The sequence below is a fragment of the Rothia nasimurium genome (genome assembly GCF_014217215.1).
Lineage (GTDB): Bacteria > Actinomycetota > Actinomycetes > Actinomycetales > Micrococcaceae > Rothia > Rothia avistercoris.
Genome location: NZ_CP056080.1, coordinates 1,804,988 through 1,829,235, shown reverse-complemented (window position 1 = coordinate 1,829,235; position 24,248 = coordinate 1,804,988). Strand labels below are relative to the sequence as shown.

The following is a 24,248-nucleotide window of genomic DNA, read 5'->3' as shown; positions in this document are numbered from 1 at the left end:
TCAGATATTTGGAGGCTCAATGAAACATCAGGCTGAATCTTCCGGTGAATTCCGCCGGGTTAGTTCCCACGAGAAGGGGTACTCGGTAGCTGCTGTAGATTCATTCTTCAGCCGCCTAGCCGACGACTACGAATTGATGCTTTCCGGCGCAGAGCTGGGCAAGGACATACATACCTCCCGGACGGTGCGTGAAGCCATCTTTGAGGGGGAGAGCGGTGGCTATGACGCGCAGGACGTGGATGCTGCCCTCGATAAGGTGGAAGACCGTTTCTGTGAGCTAGAGAAGCAACTGTATCTGCAGCGGTACGGGCAGCACACCTGGGATCAGGCGGTGCAAGAGCTACGGGAGCTCCTGCTCGGGCGTCTCGAGCGTCCTGCCGGGGAGCGCTTCCGCAGACCCGCTAAAAAGTTGACCAAGGGGTATTTCACGGCAGAAGTCGATGCCCTCTGTGACCGGCTTTTTGCTCACATGGAGGGGACGGACGTCCTCACCCCCGCTGATATCAGGGCGACAGCTTTTAGCCCGGCAACGGGGGATATCTGCTACGAGGAAACCCAGGTCGATGCCTTCTTGGACCGAGCAATTGAGTACCTCAAAGACACTACCCCGTAGGTCAACGAGAGCTGTCGAGTGCGGATCACCTGAAATATTCAGGTGGTCCGCACTTTTTAATCTAGAGACTTGTGTGTAATGCAGATAACAGGCTAATGTGTGTTCAGTTACACAAAGGAGGTAGTGATGGCACACACATCACCTGAGTCTCACCAGCCCGTTATTGACGCTGAGCACGTTGACTTCCGGGCCGCCCAGAATAGCGGTGAGTTTAAAGAGCTTCGCACAACCCGCAGGTCCTTCGTCTTTCCTATGACCGTGGCCTTCCTTGTTTGGTACCTGCTCTACGTGATTCTGGCGGTGTATGCCCCCGGGTTCATGTCGACCAAGGTGCTGGGCAACGTTAATATCGGCATCATCTTCGGTCTTTTGCAGTTTGTCACCACGTTCACCATCACCGGCTGGTATGTGGCTTTTGCAAACAAGAAGCTTGACCCGCGCGCAAGCAGCCTTCGCGCTGACATTGAATCAGGGCACTACGCCCATAAGACTCACTAAGGGGTGAATCTCATGACGTCAACAGGAACTCTGCTGGCTGCTGAAGCTAGCACTCAGACCGTGGGCACCCCCTGGGTGAACATGGCAGTTTTCGGGGCTTTCGTTTTGGCCACCATGGTGGTGGTGCTTCGCGCCTCTAAGAACAATAAGACCGCGGCAGATTACTACGCCGGTGGGCGATCCTTTAGCGGTACCCAAAATGGTCTTGCTATCGCGGGTGACTACCTCTCGGCTGCCTCCTTCCTGGGTATTGTGGGTGCTATTGCCCTGCAGGGGTATGACGGCTTCCTCTACTCGATTGGCTTCCTGGTTGCTTGGCTGGTAGCGCTGCTGTTGGTAGCTGAGCCCCTGCGTAATACCGGTAAGTTCACCATGGCGGATGTGCTCTCCTTCCGTCTGCGCCAACGCCCCGTCCGAATTGCTGCCTGTATCTCAACCCTGGCAGTTACCCTCTTCTACCTGCTGGCCCAGATGGCCGGTGCGGGTGCCCTGGTCTCCCTGCTGATGGGTATTAGCTCCAAGGCTGGCCAGTCACTGGTCATCATCATCGTGGGCGTACTCATGATTGTGTACGTGCTCATCGGCGGTATGAAGGGCACTACCTGGGTGCAGATTATTAAGGCTGTTCTGCTGGTTTCTGGTGTTGCTATTATGACCATCTGGATTCTGGCAATCTACGGCTTCAACTTCTCCGCGATGCTCGGCTCGGCGGTTGAAACCTCCGGTAACCCGGCCATTTTGGAGCCCGGTCTCAAATACGGTCTGAATGATCTGACCAAGCTGGACTTTATCTCTCTCTCCCTGGCTCTGGTCTTTGGTGCAGCTGGCCTGCCTCACGTTCTGATGCGCTTCTACACCGTTCCCACAGCTAAGGAAGCTCGTAAGTCGGTGGTCTGGGCTATTGTGCTGATCGGCCTCTTCTACCTCTTCACCCTGGTGCTCGGCTTCGGCGCTGCAGCTCTGGTGGGTGCGGACGCTATCAAGGCGGCCCCCGGCGGCGTCAACTCGGCAGCCCCCTTGCTGGCCTTCGAGCTGGGTGGTTCCCTGCTGATGGGTGTTATCGCGGCGGTTGCTTTCGCAACCATCCTGGCCGTGGTGGCGGGTCTGGCGATTACCGCGTCCGCCTCCTTCGCCCACGATATCTACACTAACGTTATCTGCAAGGGCAATGCTGATCCTGCCAAGGAAATCCGCGTAGCAAAAACCACCGTGGTTGTTATTGGCCTGCTGTCCATTGCAGGTGGCATCGGCGCTCAGGGGCAGAACGTAGCCTTCCTGGTGGCTCTGGCTTTCGCGGTAGCTGCCTCGGCTAACCTGCCCACCATCGTTTACTCCCTCTTCTGGAAGGGCTTCAAGACCCGCGGTGCCCTGTGGTCTATGTACGGCGGTCTGGGCATCTCGGTGATCCTGATTATCTTCTCCCCGGTGATGTCCGGTTCTGAGGCCGCTATGATTCCCGGTGCTGACTTTGCCTGGTTCCCCCTGGCTAACCCCGGTATCGTAGCGATTCCTGCAGCCTTCCTGCTGGGCTTCCTGGGTTCACTCGGTGGCGATAAGGAAGACGAAATTAAGCAGGCTGAGATGGAAGTCCGCTCTCTTACCGGCGTTGGAGCTGAAGGAGCTATCGACCACTAAGAGCCGGTAGGCTTGCGCTTGCTGTAAACCCCCACTGCTGGCAACCCATAGCAGGGTTTGTCGGTGGTGGGGGTTTCTATGTGGGGTCGAGGGCGTAATACGGGGAAATGGTAAGCCAGCACACTCGTAGCTTGCTTAGCTTTATCTTGGAATTTGATATAAACTAGAAGTACACTGAACAATTCGTGCTCACCCCCGTAACCCTATGAAAGAAGGAAAACATGTCAATTTTCGGTTGGATCGTTCTTGGTCTCATTGCTGGTGCCCTCGCAAAGCTGATTATGCCCGGTAAGCAGGGTGGCGGCATCCTGGTCACCATGGTTCTCGGTATCGTAGGTGCGCTTCTCGGTGGCTTTATCGGTAGCTTCATCCCCGGCCTGTCAGACGGCATTCAGAGCTTCAGCATCGGCACCCTCTTCACCGCCGTTGTAGGTTCCCTGCTGGTCCTCTGGATCTACGGTGCCATCACCAAGAACAAGGCCTAAGCCCTAGCGGCCTAGCCCTTTAGTCTCTAAGCCCCGGCGGGCGTCCGTCCTTACCCAAGGACAAGACACCCGCCGGGGCTTTGTGCTACCCGCGTGGGCAAAAGAACACCGCTCCCTCAACCATGTGGGCGGACGCTGGCGGTAGGGTAGTGGGGCACCACAAGAACACCGGCAGGTAGGGATTTTCATGAAAAGTATCGCCAGAATCGTTAGAGCCACTCAAGAGCTGTGGCCCTACTTCGTGGGAATCATCATCTGTGCGGTGCTCACCAGCGCAACCTCCCTGCTGGCCCCCTTCATTATTTCAGGGGCAACCGATGCCGTCGTAGGGCACCTGAACGGCTCAGCCCCCACCACCGGCACAGCCATCGCCTGGTTCGCGGTTGCCTACCTGGCAGCCCAGCTGGTGAGCGTGCTGACCACCAACATCGGCGGCTACATCGGTGATGTGATGAGTCAGCGCATGCGCACCATCCTGTCGGTGCGCTACTACGAGAAACTGCTCTCCCTGCCCCTGTCCTACTTCGATACCGAGCTGACCGGCACCATTATCGCCCGGCTCAACCGCTCCATCACCGAAGTCACCAACTTCGTGAAGACCATGAGCAACACCTTCATCTCCCTGGTGCTCACCACGGTCTCGGTGATTGTGATTAGCTCCATCTACTACTGGCCTCTGGGTTTGCTGCTCATTATTATCTTCCCGGTCTACTTCTGGCTCACCAGCAAAACCAGCGAAAAATGGCAGGTCTGGGAAGGCGAGAAGAACGAGAACATCGACATTGCGTCCGGCCGCTTTGCCGAAGTTATCGGGCAGATTCGCGTGGTGAAGTCCTTCGGCCGCGAGCGCCGAGAACTCACTGATTTCGGTGGTCGTTTTGAAAAGACCATCGGGCTCACCCGCGCCCAGTCTAAGTTCTGGCACGCTATGGACGTTGCCCGCCTGTCCTTCCTCAACCTCATCTTCTTCGCCCTCTACCTGCTGATTTTCCTGCGCACCCTGGCCGGGGACTTCACCATCGGCGAAATGGTGCTGCTCATTCAGCTTCTGGCCATGGCGGTAGCTCCCATCAATTCGCTCTCCTGGATCGTCGATACAGCCCAGCGCGCTATTGCCGGTTCTAAGGACTACTTCGAGGTTATGGAACGGCAGTCAGACGCCCGGGCCCTGGCCATTACCGCCGGGGCTGCCGGGGTGCGTCCGGATTCCGCTACTAAAGCCGCTGCCGCCAGCATCACCGCTGAACCCGGGGCCGAACTCGTCCGCTTTGAGGGCGTGACCTTCGGCTATGAGGGCGAATCAGATGTGCTGCACGGGATTAATCTGGCGGTGAAGCGCGGTGAGCGTATTGCCTTTGTGGGGGAGTCCGGCGGGGGTAAGTCGACCCTCATGGCCCTACTCGAAGGTCTCTATGACCCGCGCGAGGGCCGGGTGCTGGTTGATGGCATGGATATTGCCGGCAGCGACCTGGCGCAGGTGCGCTCGCTGATTGGCATGGTCTTCCAGGACGCCTCACTCTTCTCGGGTACCATTGCCGAGAATATTGCCTACGGCCGCCCCGACGCTACCCGGGAGCAAATCATCGAGGCTGCCATTAAGGCGAACGCCCATGATTTCATCTCGAAGTTTGCGGACGGCTACGAGTCGCTCATCGGTGAGCGCGGCCTGAAGCTCTCGGGCGGCCAGAAACAGCGTATCGCTATTGCCCGGGCCATGCTCAAGGACGCTCCGATTCTAATTCTTGACGAGGCTACCAGCGCCCTGGACACCAAGGCCGAGCGGGCTGTACAGAAAGGCCTGGAAGAGCTGATGGAGGGCCGAACCTCCCTCATCATTGCCCACCGTCTCTCGACCATCGCAACGGTAGACCGTATCGTCACCCTCAAGGAGGGGCGTATCGACGAGGTGGGCAGCCCTGCCGAGCTGGCGGCCTCCGATGGTATCTACGCCGAATTGCTGGGCCTGCAGAACAGCGGCGGTAAGGCTAGCAAGAAGAAGCTGCAGAGCTTCGACATCGTCGGCTAAAAGGGGTAGGTACCATCTAGGTCAGAAATGACCATCAACTAGGTGGGTTTTTCTGACCTAGATGGTACCTACCGGGGTGTAAAACTTAAGGTATGAAGAAAAGCACCCTCACCACCTTAGCCGGTGGGCTCGCCCTTGCCACCGCCAGTCACTTCGCCTTCTGGGGCTACCGCTACCTGACAACCGATCCCGCCCGTCGCTCCTGGACGATTTTGCTAGGACCGGCCCGACACCTTACCGGAAAATAGAATCATGCGATTTGGCTCAACTCAGCGCTTCGGCGCCTCCCTCGATCAACTTACCGACCAGCTAGCAGACTTCCTGCACGGCGGGCGGACGGTCACCCTGCTCGGCTCCACCGGGTCCATCGGCACCCAGGGCGTGCAGGTCATCGACCACCTCAACTCCCTGGCAGGAACCTCCACCGGTAGCGACGACGCTCCCGTGCGCGTCACTGCCCTCTCAGCAGGCTCCCACTCCCTGCCCCTGCTGGCAGAGCAGGCCGCCCGCCTGCGTCCGCACCTGGTCGCCACCAGCGGCACCGAAGCGGACGCCACCGCCCTGCGCTCGCTGCTGGCTGAGCTGGCACCGGGCTACAGCCCCCAGATCGAGTGGGGCAAGGACGCCGCCACCGCCGCAGCCCGCGCCGGGGCGGACGTGGTGCTCAACGGCATCACAGGCTCTATCGGTCTGGAACCCACCCTGGCTGCCCTGCAGGCAGGCTCCCAGGTGGCACTGGCTAACAAGGAGTCCCTGATTGCCGGTGGCGAGCTGGTCAAGGCCGCCGTTGACGCGTCACCCCTGGACCAGCCCATGATTCCGGTGGATTCTGAGCATTCTGCTCTGGCCCAGGCCCTGGCTTCGGGCACCGACCGGGAGATTGACCGGCTGGTGCTAACCGCATCGGGCGGGCCCTTTAGGGGTATGACCTACGAGCAGCTGCGGGAGGTCACCCCGGCGCAGGCTCTAGCCCACCCCACCTGGGATATGGGGCTGGTGGTGACCACCAACTCGGCCTCTATGGTCAATAAGGCCCTGGAGGTGCTGGAGGCCCACCACCTCTTCGGCATTGACCTGGACCGCATCGATGTGACGGTTCACCGCCAGTCGGTGGTGCATTCTATGGTGCAGTTTGTGGATGGCTCGACCCTGGCTCAGGCGTCCCCGCCCACCATGCTGCTGCCCATTGCCTTGGGGCTGACCTGGCCCCACCGTATTCCGGGTATCGCGCAGCCCTGCGACTGGTCGCAGGCTACCGAGTGGACCTTCGAGCCCCTGGATAACAAGGCCTTCCCGGCGGTGGAGATGATTAAGCGGTCGGGCCAGCGGGGCGGTACCTTCCCTGCAGTTTTCAACGCAGCGAATGAGGAGGCGGTTGCTGCCTTCCACGCCGGTGCTATTCGTTTTACCGACATGATTGAGACGACCGGGCGGGTGCTTGATGAGCACGCGAATTCTTCGGCCCTGGCCGAATCTGGTTCTCTGACCCTGGAAGGGGTGCTGGAGGCGGAAGCCTGGGCCCGCACCCGCGCCAACGAGATTCTGGGGCAGGCCTAGATCCCGCATAGGCGTATCTATAGAGATGACCCCCTTGTTTCTCTCTTGACCCTGAGATAATCCATGGGGTGAAGAGAGAAACAAGGGGGTCATCGTTTGATGTATGGAGTCTAGAAGACGGTGAGGCCGCGGGCGCGGAAGATGTCGCGGGCGGCTTCGGTGGCTTCTTTGCTGGGCGGGTGGACATCCTTGAGCTTGTAGTCGTAGCCCAGGGACTCCCACTTGTCAGTGCCCATCTGGTGGAAGGGCAGTACCTCAACGCGTTCGACGACGTTGCGCCAGCGGCAGACGATGTCGGCGACCTTTTCGATGTTGTCGGGGGCATCGGTGTAGCCGGGCACCAGCACAAAGCGGATCCAGATTTTCTTACCCAGGGCTGAGAGCCTGTCGCCGAAGTCGATGGTGGGCTGTAAGGCGCGGCCGGTGAGCTCCCGGTAGACCTCCTCAGAGCCCGATTTAACATCGAGCAGCACCAGATCTACGTTATCGAGGAACTCGTCAGAGGCATGAGCCCCGAGAAAACCTGAGGTGTCGATACAGGTATGGATTCCCAGGGATTTGGCGCTCATGAGGATGTTCTCGGCGAAGGGTCGCTGCATGAGAACTTCTCCGCCTGAGATGGTGATGCCGCCGCCGGTGGCTTTGAAGACCTTGCGCATGCGCTTGATTTTTTTGATGAGGTCGGCTGCCATGACGGGTTTGCCGTCCTTCATGTTGAAGGTGTCGGGGTTGTGGCAGTAGAGGCAGCGCAGGGGGCAGCCGTTCATGAAGATGGTCATGCGGGTGCCGGGCCCGTCGACGGCGGTGACCAGTTCCCAGGAGTGGACGGAGCCGAGCTGCCCTTCGCGCATGAGTTTGAGTTGGGCGGAGCGTTCGAGTTCGGTGAGTTCGCCGAGACCCCAGGTGCCTGCCCCGGAATGCCGGTCCGCCGGCGGAGCAAATGCTAGCTCGCCGGCGGTATCGGTTATCTCGTGAGAGATATCAAGTGACATGAAGAATCACTAGGCTCCGTGGTGGAAGGTGCGTGAGAGTACGTCAAGCTGCTGCTCGCGAGTGAGGCGCACGAAGTTGACGGCGTAGCCCGAGACGCGGACGGTCAGGTTGGGGTACTTGTCGGGGTTCTCCATGGCGTCCTCGAGGGTTTCGCGGTTGAGGACGTTGATGTTGGCGTGGTAGAGGCCCTTGGGGGCGGTCTTGTTGGCGCGGTTTGCCTTCATGGAAGCGAGGCGCTCTTCGTAGGTCTTGACGGCCATGATGTTCTCCTTAGTAGTTAGATGAGGTCGTAGACCCGGTAGAGAGGTGCCAGCCAGCTGGCTCGGGGCTGGCGTTTAGGGTGCTGGCTGGCGCCCCTCTACCTGGGTTACTGCGGGTTTATTGAGTTTTAGTCCTCTTCAGGAATGAATCCTGCGTCCAAGATTCCGACCAGGTTGGTGACCTGCTCTTCCTTGGTGCGGCCGAGGGCGGTAGGGGTGATGGTGTTGGTCAGGGAGATGCCGTCGAGGGCGTCTTCGTAGTCCAGCTTGCCGACGGAGAGCATGGAGGCGACCATGCCGTGGGTGTCCATGCCGTTTTCGGGGTTGGCGCCGGGGGAGAAGGGGGTGCCTGCGCGGTGGCCGGAAGGGAAGTTGCCGGTTGCTTTGCCGTAGACCACGTTGGAGGTGATGGTCAGGACCGACTGGGTGGGGATGGCGTCGCGGTAGAGGGGGATGGCCTTGATTTTCTCCATGACGGTGTGGACGATGGTGGCTGCGATGTCGTCGGCGCGGTCGTCGTCGTTGCCGTAGGCGGGGAAGTCGCCTTCGGTGATGTAGTCGACGATGAGGCCGGTTTCGTCGCGGACGGGGGTGACGGTGGCGTATTTGATGGCGGCGAGGGAGTCGGCGACGATGGAGAGGCCGGCGATGCCGCAGCCCATGGCTCGGATGATGTCTGAGTCGTGGAGGGCCATTTCGATGGATTCGTAGGCGTACTTGTCGTGGCTGTAATGGATGATGTTGAGTGCTTCAACGTAGGTGGCGATGACCCAGTCGAGCATTTCTTCGTATTTGAGCCAGACTTCGTCGAAGTCGAGGGGGCCGTCGCCCTTGATGGGTTCGTAGCCTTCGACGATGAGTTTGCCGGTCATTTCGTCGCGTCCGCCGTTGATGGCGTAGAGCAGGGCCTTGGCTGCGTTGACGCGGGCGCCGAAGAACTGCATCTGCTTGCCGATTTTCATGGGGGAGACGCAGCAGGCGATGGCGACGTCGTCGCCCCACTGTTCACGAATCTGGGGGTCTGATTCGTATTGGATGGAGGAGGTTTCGATGGAGATAGCGGAGCAGAATTCCTTGTAGCCGGTGGGTAGGTTTTCGTCCCAGAAGATGGTGATGTTGGGTTCGGGGGCGGGGCCTAGGTTGCGGAGGGTCTGCAGGAGACGGAAGGAGGTTTTGGTGACGAGGGTGCGGCCGTCGTCGGCGAAGCCGCCGTCTGACCAGGTGGCCCAGTAGGGGTCGCCTGAGAAGATCTGGTCGTAGTCGATGGTGCGTAGGAAGCGGACGATGCGGAGTTTGATGACGAGGGCGTCAATCATTTCCTGGGCGTCGGTTTCGGTAATGAGGCCGGCGGCGAGGTCGCGTTCGAAGTAGACGTCGAGGAAGCCTGAGAGGCGGCCGATGGACATGGCGGCGCCGTCCTGGGACTTGACGGAAGCCAGATAGGCGAAGTAGGTCCACTGCACCGCTTCTTGGGCGGTGCGAGCCGGGCCGGAGATATCGAAGCCGTAGAGGGCAGCCATCTTCTTGAGGCGCTTCAGAGCCTTAATCTGTTCGGAGTGCTCTTCGCGGTAGCGGGCCCAGTGCTCTGAGAAGCCTTGATCGGCAACGGCGTGCTTGGCGCGTTCTTTGTCGGCGATGAGGTTGTCGACGCCGTAGAGGGCTACGCGGCGGTAGTCGCCGATGATGCGGCCGCGGCCGTAGGCGTCGGGTAGGCCGGTGATGATGTGGGAGGAACGGGCCGCGCGGATGCGGGGGGTGTAGATGTCGAAGACTGCGTCGTTGTGGGTCTTGCGGTATTCGGTGAAGATTTTCTTGATGTTTTCGTCGGGTTCTTTACCGGCTTCGCGGATTGCGGTTTCGACCATGCGCCAGCCGCCGTTGGGCATCATGGCGCGCTTGAGAGGCACGTCGGTTTGGAGGCCGACGATGACGTTGTCGTCGTCTGAGATGTAGCCTGCGGGGAAGGCGTCGATTTCGGCGGGGGTGTGGGTGTCTACGTCGTAGACGCGGTTTTTGCGTTCGACGGAGAGGTAGTTCTTTTCGAGGGTGTCCCAGACGCGCAGGGTCTTGTCGGTGGGCCCGGCGAGGAAGGCGGCGTCGCCTTCGTAGGGGGTGTAGTTTGCAAGGACGAAGCCGCGCACGTCGATGCTGTCTTGCCAGGGGCCGGGGGTGAAGCCTTCCCAAGCGGTGGCGGATTGTTCGTTGACAAAGACTCCCGTAGTGGGGGCTTCAACCTGTGCAGTCATGATGAGTGCTCCTCGTGACGTGATGGGGTGGCACCTTTGCTGAGGTGGCGCGCTTTCTTCTTTTATTCTGCCTAGTTTGCCCGGTAAAACAAAATAGGTATGGTAGATACTTAAAAACACCGCGGTGTGCAATTGACTTGCATTTCTACTGGTCATCGCAGATGTCGAGGGGTCTTTCCTGCTTTCTGAGCACCTATCGCAGCCTATAATCAGGCTCCAGAAATCCCCTCTTTGACACTTTGTGACGTAAAGGCCTTTTTGACCCAAAAGTAAAGGTAAAAACCACCCCAAAGCCCTACTCACCCTCCCTCTTTGTGGGGAAACTCCAAGGCCACCTAAGGCGACAGCTCCCAGCCCCATGGCGTACCCTGGCAGATGACCTGCCCAACCACCACGGGCGCCGCATCTACAAGGAGCACCCTCGCGTGACCGTCCTACTTTTCATCGTCGGTGTAGTGCTGATGGCCCTGGCTATCGCCGCCTCTATCGCCCTGCACGAGCTGGGGCACCTGGTGCCCGCCAAACTCTTTGGCGTGCGCGTACCCCAGTACATGATCGGGTTCGGCAAGACCCTCTTCTCCTGGCGGCGCGGTGAAACCGAGTACGGCTTCAAGGCCCTGCCCCTAGGTGGCTACATCTCGATGATTGGCATGTACCCGCCCGGCAAAGACGGGGCGGACGGACGCGCCGGCGGCACCAGCCCCCTCCAGCAGCTTGCCCGCGAGGCAAGGGAAGCGGACGCCGAGCGCATCACCGAAGCCGACCAAGGCAGGCTTTTCTACCAGCTACCGGTCTATAAGCGCATCATCATTATGCTGGGTGGGCCTTTCATGAACCTTCTCATCGGTGTGGTGGCAACCGCGGTGCTCGTGACCGGCTTTGGCTCCTACCAGCCGACCACCAGCGTCCAGAGCGTTGCCCAGTGCGTACAAACCGTTGATTCCACCAGCGCCGACACCGCTAACTCCACCGAGTGTGGGATCGAAGACCCCCAATCTCCTGCCAACGCAGCAGGGTTGCAACCCGGGGACACCATTACCTCTTTCGCCGGGCAGACCATCACCAGCTGGGACCAGCTCACCGAACTGATTCGCACCAACGCCGACACCGAGGTGCCCCTCACTGTTGAGCGCGCCGGGCAGAGCCTAGAGCTCACCATCACCCCCATGCTGACCGTGCGTCCCATCTACGATGAACTCACCGGTACCTACCTCACCAACTCCGACGGGAGCTACCAGACCCAGGAAGTCGGCTTCATTGGCATCGGCCCCACCAGTGAACTAACCCCCGGAACCATAGGCGAGGTGCTGCCGACAGTAGGGGAGTCCCTACAACGGATCGGGGCCACCCTCATCAAGCTGCCCGCCCGCGTCTACGGGGTAGCCGTCACCCTGGTCACCAACGGTGAGCGCGACGCCAACAGCCCGGTCTCAGTTGTGGGTGTGGGTCGCATCGCCGGTGAAATTGCCGCCCACGACCAGATTATTCTGCGCGATAAGGCAGCCTCCCTGGTGTCCCTGGTTGCCCAAATGAACCTCATGCTCTTTGCCTTCAACCTCATCCCCCTACTGCCCCTGGACGGCGGGCACGTTCTGGGCGCCCTCTGGGAGGGCTTCCGCCGCAAGAGCGCCAAGCTGCTGGGACGGCCCGACCCCGGCCCCTTCGACCCCGTCAAGTTGCTACCCCTGACCTATGTGGTAGCCGGTGCCTTCTTACTGATGACTGTAATTTTGGTAGCCGCCGATATCTTCAAGCCGGTGAGCGTGTTCTAGGAGCTGAGTATGTGGGGCAGGATGCCCTCGCAGCCGACTGGCTGGGTCTGGCATGAATTGAGCGAGCGCCCCAGCGCGAGCTCAAGAAGGTTAGTCGGCTAGAGGGCATCCTGCCCCGCCCCTCCCTCGCTCATCCATTCCAATCAGCTGCGAGGGTGTCCTACCTGCCTTTGTGTGCTTTAGCTCAACCGCTCTTTGAGCTGAAGCGTGGCACAATAGATAGTTGAACAGGTGCGCAAGACCGCACCGCCAAAGAACCTTTGGAGGAAGATTTGACCTCGGTCGCCCTTGGAATGCCCGCTGCTCCGCCGCCCGTTTTGGCTCCGCGCCGTAAAACCCGCCAGTTTAAGGTCGGTAGCGTAGGCGTTGGCTCAGAATCTCCTATCTCGGTGCAGTCCATGACCACCACCAAAACCCACGACATTGGTGCGACCCTGCAGCAGATTGCTGAGCTGACGGCTGCCGGCTGCGATATCGTGCGCGTTGCCTGCCCCACCGATAAGGACGCAGAAGCCCTGCCCATTATCGCTAAGCAGTCCCAGATTCCCGTTATTGCCGATATTCACTTCCAGCCCAAGTACGTCTTCGCCGCTATCGAAGCCGGCTGCGGTGCTGTGCGCGTGAATCCCGGTAACATCCGTAAGTTCGATGACCAGGTTAAGGAAATCGCTGCAGCCGCTAAGGATCACGGCACCTCGATCCGTATCGGTGTGAACGCCGGTTCGCTCGATAAGCGCCTGCTGGAAAAGTACGGTAAGGCCACCCCCGAGGCGCTCGTCGAATCAGCGGTCTGGGAGGCCTCCCTCTTTGAGGAGCACGGCTTCCAGGACTTCAAGATTTCGGTTAAGCACAACGACCCCGTCATTATGGTTGAGGCCTACCGCCAGCTAGCTGCCGCCGGCGACTGGCCCCTGCACCTGGGCGTCACCGAAGCAGGTCCCGCTTTCCAGGGCACCATTAAGTCTGCGACCGCCTTCGGCGCCCTGCTCTCAGAGGGCATTGGCGACACCATCCGCGTCTCCCTATCTGCACCCCCGGTTGAAGAGGTCAAGGTCGGCTCCCAGATTCTTGAGTCCCTGAACCTGCGCCCCCGTAAGCTCGATATCGTTTCCTGCCCCTCCTGCGGGCGCGCCCAGGTGAACGTGTGGGAACTGGCCGAAAACGTCACCAAGGGTCTGGAAGGCATGAAGGTGCCCCTGCGCGTGGCCGTCATGGGCTGCGTCGTCAACGGCCCCGGCGAAGCCCGCGAGGCCGACCTGGGCGTAGCTTCTGGCAACGGCAAGGGCCAGATCTTCGTCAAGGGCGAGGTTATTAAGACCGTGCCCGAAGAAGACATCGTGCAGACCCTGATCGAAGAGGCCAACCGCATCGCCCGCGAGATGGAAGAACGCGGCGAAATTGACCTTTCAGGCGAACCCACCGTCTCAGTCTCCTAAGCAGCTGAAGAAAAGCCCACCGTGACCGTCTTTTCACGTTTCTCCCGCGGGGCAGAAGATGCCCTGATCCGCCCCCTTACCATCGATGACCGGGCGGAACTTGAAACCATGATTGAGTCGGACCCGGTGGGCTTTCTCTTTGCTGCCGAGCACCTGCACCACTTCGGCCTACCAGCCCCTAGTGCCCTGACGTCACTGAAAACTCCCCACGGTTTCATGGGTGTCTTTGTGCCCCGCGAAGTCCCCGGAGACATGGGACCAAAGGACGCCCCCGCCAGCTCGGCTGCACACCTCACCGAAACCGTAGGGGAGCGCCTGCCCACACGTGTGCGATCTACCCTTGAGGGGCTTTTTGCGAAGGCAACCGCCAGGGTTGCCACCTCAGCTGGAGCCCACTTCGCCGAAGAGGCAGCTGCTCCGCGCACCGCCATGCCCGGTCTGGCAGAGACTCTAGTGCCGACGTCCGCGCGTACCTCGGTGGCTGCCGAACCCCGCTACTGCCTGGTGGGGGCCTTCTGGCTGGGAGCTAACTGCGTTCCGCTCACCCTGCCCGAGGCCCACTACCGCCAGGTTGCGGCCTATATCTGGCGGCACAACCGGCGCATCGGCTCCATCTTTGGCCACCGCGAACCGGTTATGGGAATCTGGTCGCACCTCGCTTCGCGCATGCCCACCCCCTTTGACGTGCGTGAAAACCAACCCCTTCTAGAGCTGCCCGTGACCGCTGACCTGAGCGAGCTCGTCCGCGCCCCCCTGGCCCGCCCCTCCCTCGGGGCTCCCGCCATCACAGAGCCGGTGCGCTGGGCCCGCACCGATGACAGACCCAGCCTGCTGCGGGCGTCCGTCGCTATGTTCACCGAAGAAGTCGGCTATGACCCCATGACGCGTGACCCTGCAGGCTACACCCGCCGTATCGACGAACTCACCCGTACCGGCCGCACCCTGGTGGCCGTCAACAGCGAGAACGTGGTCATTTTTAAAACTGACCTGGGTCTTGCCCACGACTCCACCTGCCAGCTACAGGGGGTATGGCTACACCCTGCCTATCGCGGCCAGCGCCTAGCCCCCGTGCTCCTGGCCCAAGCCTGCCACCTCATTCGCCAGCGCTTCCCCCACCTTTCCCTCTACGTCAATGACTACAACGCCCCCGCTCGCGCCCTCTACGCAGCAACGGGCTGGCAGCAGCACTCAACCTTCGCAACCATCCTGTTTTAAGCAGATAGATCCCCCAGCGGGGTCACATATGCCCCGTCACCTGGGGTGGGGCACCCTGGTCTGGCCCAAGGGCACCGCTTTCATGAACGCCGAGCTCAACGACCTGGGCCAGGCCAAGCTGGCTTGGTACACCGCCCTGGGCCTCTAAGCCCCTAGGTCGAGCAGATTTTCCTGCGAGGACGCCGGACCCCACCTACCTGCCCAAGGGTAGGGGAGTGGGTGCTGGCGTCCTCTCTTTAAGGCGGGCTACACACCCCGCCGGTTGGCGGTAAACTGGTAGATAAGTATGCTCACCCCGGCCTGCACGGTCGGTGAACGGGCCCCGTACGAGAGAAGCGAGAAACCACTTGGTCCAGCGCCTGTCCCACCTGTTCCTACGCACCCTGCGTGAAGACCCCGTCGACGCCGAAGTCGCAAGTCACAAGCTCCTGGTACGTGCCGGCTATATCCGCCGTGCCGCCCCCGGCGTCTACACCTGGCTGCCTCTGGGGCTGAAGGTGCTGGGCAAGATTGAGAACATTGTGCGTGAAGAAATGAACGCGATCGGTGCCCAGGAAGTTCACTTCCCCGCTCTGCTTCCCCGCGAACCCTACGAAGCGACCAACCGCTGGGAAGAATACGGCGACAACCTCTTCCGCCTGCAGGACCGTAAGGGCGCAGACATGCTGCTGGCTCCCACCCATGAGGAAATGTTCACTCTGCTGGTCAAGGACCTCTACACCTCCTACAAGGACCTGCCGGTTTACCTCTACCAGATCCAGACCAAGTACCGCGATGAAGCCCGCCCCCGCGCCGGTCTGCTGCGCGGCCGCGAGTTCATCATGAAGGACTCCTACTCCTTCAACGTCGATGATGAGGGCTTGGAAGAGGCCTACCAGGCCCACCGCGCCGCCTACATCAAGATTTTTGAGCGCCTGGGTCTTGAGATTGCTATCGTCCAGGCCCAGTCGGGTGCTATGGGCGGCTCCCGCTCCGAAGAGTTCCTGCACCCCACCCCGATTGGTGAAGACACCTTCGTGCGCTCCGAGGGCGGATACGCGGCTAACGTTGAGGCCGTCACCACCGTGGTGCCCGAGCCCGTAGACGCGTCAGCCACCCCCGCTGCCCGCATTGAGCTGACCCCCGACTCGCCGACCATTGAAACCCTGGTTGACCAGTCCAACGCCCTGCACCCGCGCGAGGGCGAGCCCTGGACTGCCGCCGACACCCTGAAGAACGTGGTGCTGGCCGTCATCCTGCCCGACGGCAGCCGCCAGCTGGTTGCCATTGGCGTGCCCGGCGACCGCGCTGTTGACCTGGGCCGCGTCGAGGTCAACGTTGGTGCCCTGCTGGGCATCGGCGGCGAGGTTGAGGTTGAGGCTGCGAGCGAGGAGGACTTCAAGAAGTTCCCGCAGCTGGTCAAGGGCTACATCGGCCCCGGCCTGACCCTAACCGAGAAGCTCCTGGGCACTGAGTCAGCTACCGGTATTCCCTACTTTGTTGACCCCCGCGTGGTTGAGGGCTCTGCCTGGATTACTGGCGCCAACGAAGACCAGAAGCATGTCTACGACCTGGTTCTGGGCCGCGACTTTGAGGCTGACGGCGTGATCGAGGCCTGCGAGGTGCGCGAGGGCGACCCCGCTCCGGACGGCTCCGGCCCCCTGATTGCTGCCCGCGGCATCGAGATGGGCCACATCTTCGCCCTGGGCCGCAAGTACGCTGAGGCCCTGGGTCTGAAGGTGCTGGACCAGAACGGCAAGCTGCAGACCGTCACTATGGGTTCCTACGGTGTGGGCGTGACCCGAGCCCTGGCTGCCATCGCCGAGGGCAACCACGATGATAAGGGCCTGATCTGGCCCCGTAACCTGGCACCGGCCGATGTTCACGTGGTGATGACCGGTAAGGGCACCGAGGTCGCAGAGGGCGCAGAAAAGCTGGTTGCTGACCTTGAGGCCGCCGGGCTTGACGTCATGTTCGACGACCGCCCCAAGGTATCTCCCGGTGTGAAGTTCGGCGACGCTGAGCTGCTGGGCGTGCCCACAATCGTGGTGGTCGGCCGCGGTTTTGCCGAGGGCAAGGTTGAAATCAAGGACCGCCGCAGCGGCGTGGCCCGCGAGGTTGCCGTAGCGGACGCCGTTACCGAGCTGCTGGCCGAGATTCAGGGCTAACACCCGCAGTAGGTACCATCTGAGTTAGAAAAGACCACCAACGAGCTGGTCTTTTCTGACTTAGATGGTACCTTGTGGTTTAACCGCACTCCCAGGAAGGCATCAGCGTGCTCGACACCCTCGGCTTTGACTCTCTCGGCCTTGAGCCGACCACGCTAGTTTTGTTGCTTCTGGCTGCCCTAGCTGCTGGCTGGGTGGACGCCGTTGTGGGTGGCGGCGGCATGATTCAGCTTCCCGCGGTTCTCATGGTTCCTGGGCTTTCACCGGTGCAAGCCCTCGCTGTGAACAAGCTGGGGTCTGTCTTCGGTACCCTCACCAGCGCCGCAACCTACCTGCGGCGCACCCCGGTTGATGTGCGCACTACCCTGCCTGCGGCGTCCTTGGCCTTTGTGACCAGCATGGGTGGGGCCCTGGTCGCCACAGCCCTCCCCGAAGAACTCTTTAAGCCCATCATCGTACTGGCGCTGATACTGGTGCTGGTCTACACGGTGTTCAAGCCTTCACTCGGTGAACTGACCCAGCTCAAACATCGAGGGCTCAAGCACCTCATGGTGGGGCTGGCAATCGGTGCAAGCATCGGTTTTTATGACGGGCTGCTGGGCCCTGGCACCGGCTCTTTTCTGATGATGGCCATGGTGTCGTTGATGGGCTACAGCTTCTTGCAGGCAACAGCCCAGACCAAGATTATTAATGCCGCTACCAACCTGGGGGCCCTGGTGCTGTTTGCGGTGGCAGGTCAGCAGGTGTGGGCGCTTGGTCTCTTGCTGGGAGCAGCCAACATGGTGGGTGGCTACTTGGGGGCCCGTACGGCGCTGGCCCGGGGGAGCCGCTTTATTCGCTGGATGATGATTGTGGTAGTCAGCGCCCTCATTATTAAGCTGGGCACCGATATTCTGGGTACCCTTTAGGCAGCAAGCTCCTGGCTGTCGAGGGCCAGAATGAGGGCGAGGGCTTCAATATCGTCTGCTGACGTTGCAAGGGTCTGGTCGGACAGGGCGGCGCGGGCGTTGGATTCAATAGCCGCGGTGAAGTCGGTGAGCTGCTGGGGGGCGTCCGCTGCGTCAGCGATGGGGTAGGACGCCGCAGGCGCCTCAAAGACCCCGTAGCAGGTCAGAATGGGGGCAGCTAGGTGTCCCATATCGGTGGTAGCTGTTGCTAGATGAGCGGCCTGGGCTGCTACGTCCGCATAGCCCTGCTCGGCGCGGGCGGCGTAGACCTCGCTGACGTAGTTGAGCTGATAGATACTCTGCTGCAGGGGCAGTAGGGAGGCGGGCTGTACAGCCTGTTCACTGCCTGACCTATCGGCGGCAACGGCAGCCAGCCCCTCATCACCACAGGTGTAGCTGCTGATATGTGCTACCTCATCGGTCAGAGCCTCGGGGTAGACGGCAGTAGTCAGCCCGTCCTGGCGGGCAGCTTGCCATACATCGACAACGATGGTGAGAGCCCGAGCCCGATCACCGGCGTCCTGGGTCGCAAAACCTAAATCAAGCAGGGCCGAAACCGTGCTCTGTAGCTGCTGCTCTACCGGCTCATACTCCGTGACCGTTGCGTCCTGAGCCGCAGGCGCAAGGGACTCAAGGGCGGCCTGCGCCGCCTGCCTCAACGTGTCCTGACCCGACTCACTAGCCGCCTGCTGAAGGGCGGTCAGCTGGGCAGCCATGGTGCTCTGATCGCTAAGGTCAACGCGGACCTGCTCCGCCTGCCGCTGCGAAAACCAGCCCACAGCAAGGAGCACCACCAGTAGGCCAGCTAATAGAGCGGCCACAAGTACCGGGGTCAGACGAACAGAGCGATTCATAGGCAGCTACCTCTCACAACAACGGACGGGCAAGAGCCCACCTCCCATTCTGCCAAAAAGTCCCGTAGCCTGCCCGCCCTCAGCGAATTCTCGGCCGACGTACGGGGAGCCGGTGGTAGGCTTGAATGGATTTACCTACCCCTAGACACCAGGAGCTACGCGCGATGGCATCACCCAAAGCCAGTAAAAAGGACGCCCCCAACGCCCGCGAGCGCCGGGCCGCTGCCCGCGCTGAGCAGGGCATTACCCAGAAGGCCCCCGCGGGTAGCTTCGTGAGCGTCGAGGGCGTGCGTGAGGCCGTTACCCGGGTGGTGGAGCAGGAGTTCAAGCTGGTGCTGGAGAAGCTGACCGCTAAGGGCAGCGGCGCTAACCGCACCCTAGAAATCGTGGTGGACTACCCCGAAGACCGTACCGATGCCCTGTCGCTCGATACCATTGCTGAGGTTTCCCAGGCCCTGTCAGCGGCTCTTGACGCTGCTGATGATGGTGAAGTGCCCTACTCTCTTGAGGTGTCATCGCGAGGTGTGACCAGCCCCCTGACCGAAACCCGCCACTGGAAGCGCTCAATTGACCGGCTGATTGAAATTACCGAAGCCGGGGGAGAGAAGTACCTGGCCCGCCTCGACTTCGTCACCGACGAGGGGCCCGTTGTGCGCCGCAAGAAGGAAACCAAGAAGGGGCAGCCCGAGAGCTACCGCGACCCCGTCACCCTGCCCTGGGGCACAATTTCCGCTGCAAAGGTAGAAATTGAATTCAACCGCTAGCAAGTAATCGCTAGAATATAAAGACAAGACCACAACTCAATACTTTTGAGGCAGCGCGCCGTAGGTGCGCGAACATACACCGCAAGCGGTGCCGGAGCTTTCCGCTCCGGCACCGTGTTACACGGAAGGGCCAACCATGGACATTGATTTGAGCAACCTCCGCCTGCTCGAAAAAGAGCGCGACATCTCAATCGACACCCTGATCCCGATGATTGAGAGCGCCATCCTGCTGGCCTACCAGAAGCAGCCCGGTGCCATCCGTGGCTCACGTGCTGAGCTTGACCGCACCAGCGGTAAGGTCACCATCTGGGCTCCTGAACTCGATGAGAACGACCAGCAGATTGGTGAGTTCGACGATACCCCCAATAATTTTGGTCGTATCGCGGCTTCTACCGCCCGCCAGGTCATTCAGCAGCGTCTGCGCGATGCCCAGGATTCAGCCGTGCTCGGTGAGTTCAAAGACCGTGAAGGCCAGCTGATTTCAGGCGTCATTCAGCAGGGCCCCAACCCCCGCATGATTCATGTTGATTTGGGCACCCTCGAAGCTGTGCTACCCACCAACGAGCAGGTGCCCGGTGAGCGCTACGCCCACAACACCCGCATCCGCGCCTACGTGCTTGAAGCCAAGCGCGGCCCCAAAGGCCCCTCCATCGTGCTCTCACGTTCCCACCCCAACCTGGTGCGCCGCCTCTTTGAGCACGAGGTTCCTGAAATTGCCGACGGCTCAGTAGAAATCATGGCGATTGCCCGTGAAGCTGGCCACCGAACCAAAATCGCAGTCCGCGCCACCAAGCCCGGTGTGAACCCCAAGGGCTCCTGCATCGGCGAAATGGGCGCCCGCGTGCGCGCCGTGATGGGCGAACTCAACAACGAAAAGATCGATATCGTCGATCACTCTGAGAGCCCCGAAGAGTTCATCGCTGCCGCCCTTTCACCGGCCAAGGTCAGCGAAGTTACCGTAACCGAGCGCAAGACCTTCTCAGCCCGCGCGATTGTGCCCGATGACCAGCTGTCACTGGCTATCGGCAAGGAAGGGCAGAACGCCCGCCTGGCCGCTAAGCTCACCGGCTGGCGCATCGATATCATCTCAGCCTCTAAGTACGAGGCTGCGATGGCAGCAGCCCGTGCAGCCAACGAAGAGGGTGCTGAAGAAGCCCCCGAAGCCGCCGCTGAATAAGAGAGCTGACTAACATATTTGCCGTTAGCCCCCGCAAGGGGGCTAAACTGGTCTATAGAGGTCACAGCACTATAGAGTGCTCATGACTGGTCGGCGGCCAGCCATGCCCGCAGGTTCAGCACTAAAGAGCCTGCTGGAAACAAGCGAACAACACGAAGGGAGCGCCCCAGCTGCACACCCCCGTCCGCACCTGCATCGGCTGCCGAGCCATAGCACCCGCCCACGACCTCGTCCGTATCGCCCTCACACAGACTGAACCCCCGCGTGCAGTCTTTGACCGGGCCAAAAACCTCCCGGGGCGTGGAGCCTGGCTCCACCACACACCCGAATGCCTTGCCCTCGCGCTCAAGAAAAATGCGCTGGCCAGGGCCTTTAGAACCCGGGTCGAAGCCAACGAACTGGTGATCCCCGCATAGGGGAGAGCCGGTTCGACCCCGCCAGGGGTGGCGAACCAACAATGTCAACGAGTTTGACGACTTACTGTGTACGAAAGCGAGTCAGAAAACTGATGGAAACCCGATGAGTGCCGCGCAATGAGTACTTTCCTGTGCTCACCCACCGGCAAAAACCCAGCTGAACCCCAGCTGAAACCTCATACAAACTGAAGGTTCGCCCCTGTTCGGTGCGAACCAGAACAGGAGAAAAGTGGCTAAGCCCCGCGTTCACGAGATCGCTAAAGAACTCGGAATCCCCTCTAAAGAAGCTATCGCTAAGCTTCAGGAACTTGGCGAGTTCGTCAAGGGTGCATCATCAACCCTTGAACCGCCCGTAGTTAAGAAACTGCGTGCTGCCTTCCCCAACGCCGGTGCCTCCGCAGAGGCTCCCGCTGCTGAGAAGAAGGCTGCAGCCCCCGCTGCCCCCAAGCCCGGTGCATCTGCACCTAAGCCGGGTGCGTCCGCTCCTAAGCCCGGTGCTCCCGCACCCAAGCCGGCAACCCCGGCAGCCCCCGCTGCCCCCAAGCCCGCAGCTGAGGCTGCACCTGCTGCTGAGAAGAAGGACGCCGCAGCGAAGCCCGCTGGCCCCCGCCCCGGCAACAACCCCTTCTCCACCACCCAGGGCATGTCTGCTCCTAAGCCGGCAGCTCCTAAGCCCGCGGCTCCCAAGCCTGCTGGCGCTAAGCCCGGGCCCCGCCCCGGTAACAACCCCTTTGCCCACTCCCAGGGCATGGGCAAGCGCAACGACCGCAACGAGCGCGGTGAAGGTGGCCGTTCAGGCGGTCCTCGCCCCGCAGGCGGCCGTAACGCCCGTGGCAACAACCCCGGCGGCCCCCGTCCTGCCGGTGCCGGTGGCCCCCGCCCCGCAGGCGGACGCAACAACGCCCCCCGCCCTGCAGGCGCAGGTGCCGGTGGCCCCCGTCCTGCCGGCGGCGCACCCCGCCCCGCACCCGCAGGTGGCGGCAACCGCCCCTCACCCAACATGATGCCCACCAAGATGAGCGGTAACGTCGGCGCCCGTGGCGGCGCCGGTGCCCCCTCAGGTGGCGGCCCCCGTCGAGGCTCAGGCGGCCCCGGTGGCGGTAACGGTGGCGGCGGCTTCAACCGCGGCCCCGGTCGCGGTGGCCCCGGTGGCGGTCGTGGCAACGCCCAGGGTGCCTTCGGTCGCGGCGGCGGTAAAAAGAAGAAGGGCAAGACTAAGTCAGCTCTGCGTCGTGAAGAGCAGCTGCGTCAGCCTACCATCGGCGGCGTAGCCGTACCCCACGGCGACGGTACCACCGAGATCCGTATGCGTCGCGGTGCCTCACTGATGGACTTCGCCGAAAAGATTGGCGCAAACGCCGCAGCCCTGGTGACTGTACTGATTCACCTGGGTGAAATGGCAACCCAGACCCAGTCTCTCGACGAGGATACCTTCGAGCTGCTCGGCGCCGAACTGGGCTACGTCATCAAGATCGTTTCCCCCGAGGACGAAGAGCGCGAACTGCTCGAATCCTTCGACATCAACCTGGCTGCCGAAGCCGAGGCTGAGGGCGACGAAGTACTTGAAGTACGCCCGCCCGTCGTGACCGTCATGGGTCACGTCGACCACGGTAAGACCCGCCTGCTCGACGCTATCCGCAACACCAACGTCATCGATGGTGAAGCCGGCGGCATCACCCAGCACATCGGTGCTTACCAGATCCACACCGAGGTCGAAGGCGAAGAGCGCTACCTGACCTTCATCGACACCCCCGGTCACGAGGCCTTCACCGCGATGCGTGCCCGTGGTGCCAAGGTCACCGACATCGCGATTCTGGTAGTCGCAGCGGACGACGGCGTTATGCCCCAGACCGTAGAAGCCCTCAACCACGCCCAGGCCGCAGGCGTACCGATCGTTGTTGCCGTCAACAAGATCGATAAGGAAGGCGCTAACCCCGACAAGATCCGCGGTCAGCTCACCGAATACGGCCTGGTACCCGAAGAATACGGTGGCGACACCATGTTCGTAGAGGTCTCAGCCCGCCAGGGTAAGAACATCGACGAACTGCTCGCAGCCGTCACCCTGACCGCCGACGGCGCCCTCGAACTGAAGGCTAACCCCAACAAGGAAGCCCGCGGCGTAGCGATTGAAGCTAACCTCGACAAGGGCCGCGGTGCCGTCACCACCGTCCTCGTCCAGTCAGGTACCCTGCGCGTCGGCGACGCCATCGTCGCAGGCTCCGCCTACGGCCGCGTGCGCGCCATGTTTGACGAAAACGGCAACAACGTCGAAGAAGCCGGCCCCTCACGCCCCGTGCAGGTACTCGGCCTCAACACCGTGCCCCGCGCAGGCGACACCTTCCTCTCCACCGAAGAAGAACGTACCGCCCGCCAGATTGCCGAAAAGCGTGAAGCAGCCGACCGCAACGCCCAGCTGGCCAAGCGCCGCAAGCGCGTCACCCTCGAATCCTTCGACGCCGCAGTGGCAGAAGGCAAGATGGACACCCTCAACCTCATCATCAAGGGCGACGTCTCCGGTGCTGTTGAAGCCCTGGAAGAGTCCCTCATGAAGATCGAGGTAGGCGGCGACGAAGTTCAGCTGCGCGTCATCCACCGCGGCGTAGGTGCTATCACCCAGAACGACGTCAACCTGGCAACCGTCGATAACGCAATCATCATCGGCTTCAACGTCCGCCCCGCCGAACGTGTGGCAGAACTAGCCGACCGTGAAGGCGTAGAAATGAAGTTCTACTCCGTCATCTACCGCGCTATCGAAGAAGTCGAAGCAGCCGTCAAGGGCATGCTCAAGCCCGAATACGAAGAAGTCGAACTCGGCTCCGCCGAAATCCGCGAAGTCTTCCGCTCCTCCAAGTGGGGCAACATCGCAGGCTCCATCGTCAAGACCGGCATCATCAAGCGCAACTCCAAGGCCCGCCTGGTACGCGACGGTGCAGTTGTCGCCGACAACCTCACCATCGAATCCCTACGCCGCTTCAAGGACGACGCCACCGAAGTACGCGAAGGCTACGAGTGTGGTATCGGCCTGGGCTCCTTCAACGACATCAAGGAAGGCGATGTCATTGAAACCTGGGAGATGCAGGAAAAGCCCCGCGTCTAAAGCGACTTAGTACCTAAGTCCTTTTCTAGGCACCCTAGGGTTCGCGCTTGCTGCAGACCCTCTCGCCTGGTTCGCTTCGCTCACAAGGCGATTCACGCCAGCCGTCGAGC

General features: G+C 61.2%; 20 protein-coding genes. 16 read left to right on the top strand and 4 right to left on the bottom strand.

What is annotated here, in order from left to right:
- Window positions 1–19: 19 nt before the first annotated feature.
- The 7 genes from HWU94_RS08300 to dxr all read left to right on the top strand — a co-directional run bounded on the left by HWU94_RS08300 (window position 20) and on the right by dxr (window position 6,814).
- On the top strand, window positions 20–613 hold the full coding sequence (locus tag HWU94_RS08300) for a DivIVA domain-containing protein (RefSeq protein WP_185173303.1): 594 nt from the start codon (window positions 20–22) through the stop codon (window positions 611–613).
- 126 nt (window positions 614–739) lie between these two features.
- Window positions 740–1,111, top strand: coding sequence for a DUF485 domain-containing protein (locus HWU94_RS08295; RefSeq protein WP_185173302.1), 372 nt, complete (start codon window positions 740–742; stop codon window positions 1,109–1,111).
- Between the two features lie 12 nt (window positions 1,112–1,123).
- Entirely contained in the window at window positions 1,124–2,746 is a 1,623-nt protein-coding gene (locus tag HWU94_RS08290) for a cation acetate symporter (protein ID WP_185173301.1), read from the top strand.
- A gap of 221 nt (window positions 2,747–2,967) precedes the next feature.
- A complete protein-coding gene (locus HWU94_RS08285) occupies window positions 2,968–3,231 on the top strand; it encodes a GlsB/YeaQ/YmgE family stress response membrane protein (protein WP_185173300.1) in 264 nt (87 codons plus the stop codon).
- A 187-nt stretch (window positions 3,232–3,418) separates the two neighbouring features.
- The gene (locus HWU94_RS08280) at window positions 3,419–5,257 is read left to right on the top strand and encodes an ABC transporter ATP-binding protein (protein WP_185173299.1); all 1,839 of its coding nucleotides are present in this window, start codon (window positions 3,419–3,421) and stop codon (window positions 5,255–5,257) included.
- A gap of 92 nt (window positions 5,258–5,349) precedes the next feature.
- Window positions 5,350–5,505 (top strand): hypothetical protein, encoded by a 156-nt coding sequence (locus HWU94_RS08275; RefSeq protein WP_185173298.1) that lies wholly within the window; start codon window positions 5,350–5,352, stop codon window positions 5,503–5,505.
- Between the two features lie 4 nt (window positions 5,506–5,509).
- Entirely contained in the window at window positions 5,510–6,814 is a 1,305-nt protein-coding gene (gene dxr, locus HWU94_RS08270) for a 1-deoxy-D-xylulose-5-phosphate reductoisomerase (RefSeq protein WP_185173297.1), read from the top strand.
- A gap of 110 nt (window positions 6,815–6,924) precedes the next feature.
- Here the strand turns inward: dxr and pflA are convergent, their stop codons facing one another.
- The 3 genes from pflA to HWU94_RS08255 form a co-directional block, all read right to left on the bottom strand.
- A complete protein-coding gene (gene pflA, locus HWU94_RS08265; RefSeq protein WP_185173296.1) occupies window positions 6,925–7,806 on the bottom strand; it encodes a pyruvate formate-lyase-activating protein in 882 nt (293 codons plus the stop codon).
- 9 nt (window positions 7,807–7,815) lie between these two features.
- Window positions 7,816–8,067 carry an autonomous glycyl radical cofactor GrcA2 gene (grcA2, locus tag HWU94_RS08260; RefSeq protein ID WP_083093496.1) on the bottom strand — a complete coding sequence of 84 codons (252 nt, stop codon included), beginning with the start codon at window positions 8,065–8,067 and terminating at the stop codon, window positions 7,816–7,818.
- Between the two features lie 128 nt (window positions 8,068–8,195).
- Window positions 8,196–10,313 (bottom strand): pyruvate formate lyase family protein, encoded by a 2,118-nt coding sequence (locus HWU94_RS08255; RefSeq protein WP_185173295.1) that lies wholly within the window; start codon window positions 10,311–10,313, stop codon window positions 8,196–8,198.
- A 425-nt stretch (window positions 10,314–10,738) separates the two neighbouring features.
- Here HWU94_RS08255 and HWU94_RS08250 point away from each other — a divergent pair, with 425 nt between their 5' ends.
- The 5 genes from HWU94_RS08250 (at window position 10,739) to HWU94_RS08230 (ending at window position 17,791) form a co-directional block, all read left to right on the top strand.
- On the top strand, window positions 10,739–12,085 hold the full coding sequence (locus HWU94_RS08250) for an RIP metalloprotease (protein ID WP_244955937.1): 1,347 nt from the start codon (window positions 10,739–10,741) through the stop codon (window positions 12,083–12,085).
- A gap of 272 nt (window positions 12,086–12,357) precedes the next feature.
- Window positions 12,358–13,521 (top strand): flavodoxin-dependent (E)-4-hydroxy-3-methylbut-2-enyl-diphosphate synthase, encoded by a 1,164-nt coding sequence (ispG, locus tag HWU94_RS08245; RefSeq protein ID WP_185173294.1) that lies wholly within the window; start codon window positions 12,358–12,360, stop codon window positions 13,519–13,521.
- A 21-nt stretch (window positions 13,522–13,542) separates the two neighbouring features.
- Window positions 13,543–14,736: a DUF4081 domain-containing GNAT family N-acetyltransferase gene (locus tag HWU94_RS08240; RefSeq protein ID WP_185173293.1), complete on the top strand. Its 1,194-nt coding sequence runs from the start codon at window positions 13,543–13,545 to the stop codon at window positions 14,734–14,736.
- A gap of 347 nt (window positions 14,737–15,083) precedes the next feature.
- A complete protein-coding gene (locus HWU94_RS08235) occupies window positions 15,084–16,883 on the top strand; it encodes a proline--tRNA ligase (protein WP_185173292.1) in 1,800 nt (599 codons plus the stop codon).
- Window positions 16,884–16,990: 107 nt separating this feature from the next.
- The gene (locus HWU94_RS08230; protein ID WP_185173291.1) at window positions 16,991–17,791 is read left to right on the top strand and encodes a TSUP family transporter; all 801 of its coding nucleotides are present in this window, start codon (window positions 16,991–16,993) and stop codon (window positions 17,789–17,791) included.
- Here the strand turns inward: HWU94_RS08230 and HWU94_RS08225 are convergent.
- Complete coding sequence (locus HWU94_RS08225) at window positions 17,788–18,684, bottom strand: hypothetical protein (RefSeq protein ID WP_185173290.1); 897 nt, start codon at window positions 18,682–18,684, stop codon at window positions 17,788–17,790. The two genes, HWU94_RS08230 and HWU94_RS08225, sit on opposite strands and share 4 nt — an antisense overlap.
- A 164-nt stretch (window positions 18,685–18,848) precedes the next feature.
- On the opposite strand from HWU94_RS08225, the gene rimP reads away from it, so the two are divergent.
- The 4 genes from rimP to infB all read left to right on the top strand — a co-directional run bounded on the left by rimP (window position 18,849) and on the right by infB (window position 24,138).
- Window positions 18,849–19,448, top strand: a complete 600-nt coding sequence (gene rimP, locus HWU94_RS08220) for a ribosome maturation factor RimP (protein ID WP_185173289.1) — start codon at window positions 18,849–18,851, stop codon at window positions 19,446–19,448.
- A gap of 136 nt (window positions 19,449–19,584) precedes the next feature.
- Window positions 19,585–20,625, top strand: coding sequence for a transcription termination factor NusA (nusA, locus tag HWU94_RS08215; RefSeq protein WP_185173288.1), 1,041 nt, complete (start codon window positions 19,585–19,587; stop codon window positions 20,623–20,625).
- Window positions 20,626–20,795: 170 nt separating this feature from the next.
- Entirely contained in the window at window positions 20,796–21,041 is a 246-nt protein-coding gene (locus HWU94_RS08210; protein WP_185174832.1) for a YlxR family protein, read from the top strand.
- Window positions 21,042–21,270: 229 nt separating this feature from the next.
- Window positions 21,271–24,138 (top strand): translation initiation factor IF-2, encoded by a 2,868-nt coding sequence (gene infB, locus HWU94_RS08205; protein ID WP_185173287.1) that lies wholly within the window; start codon window positions 21,271–21,273, stop codon window positions 24,136–24,138.
- Window positions 24,139–24,248 lie beyond the last annotated feature (110 nt).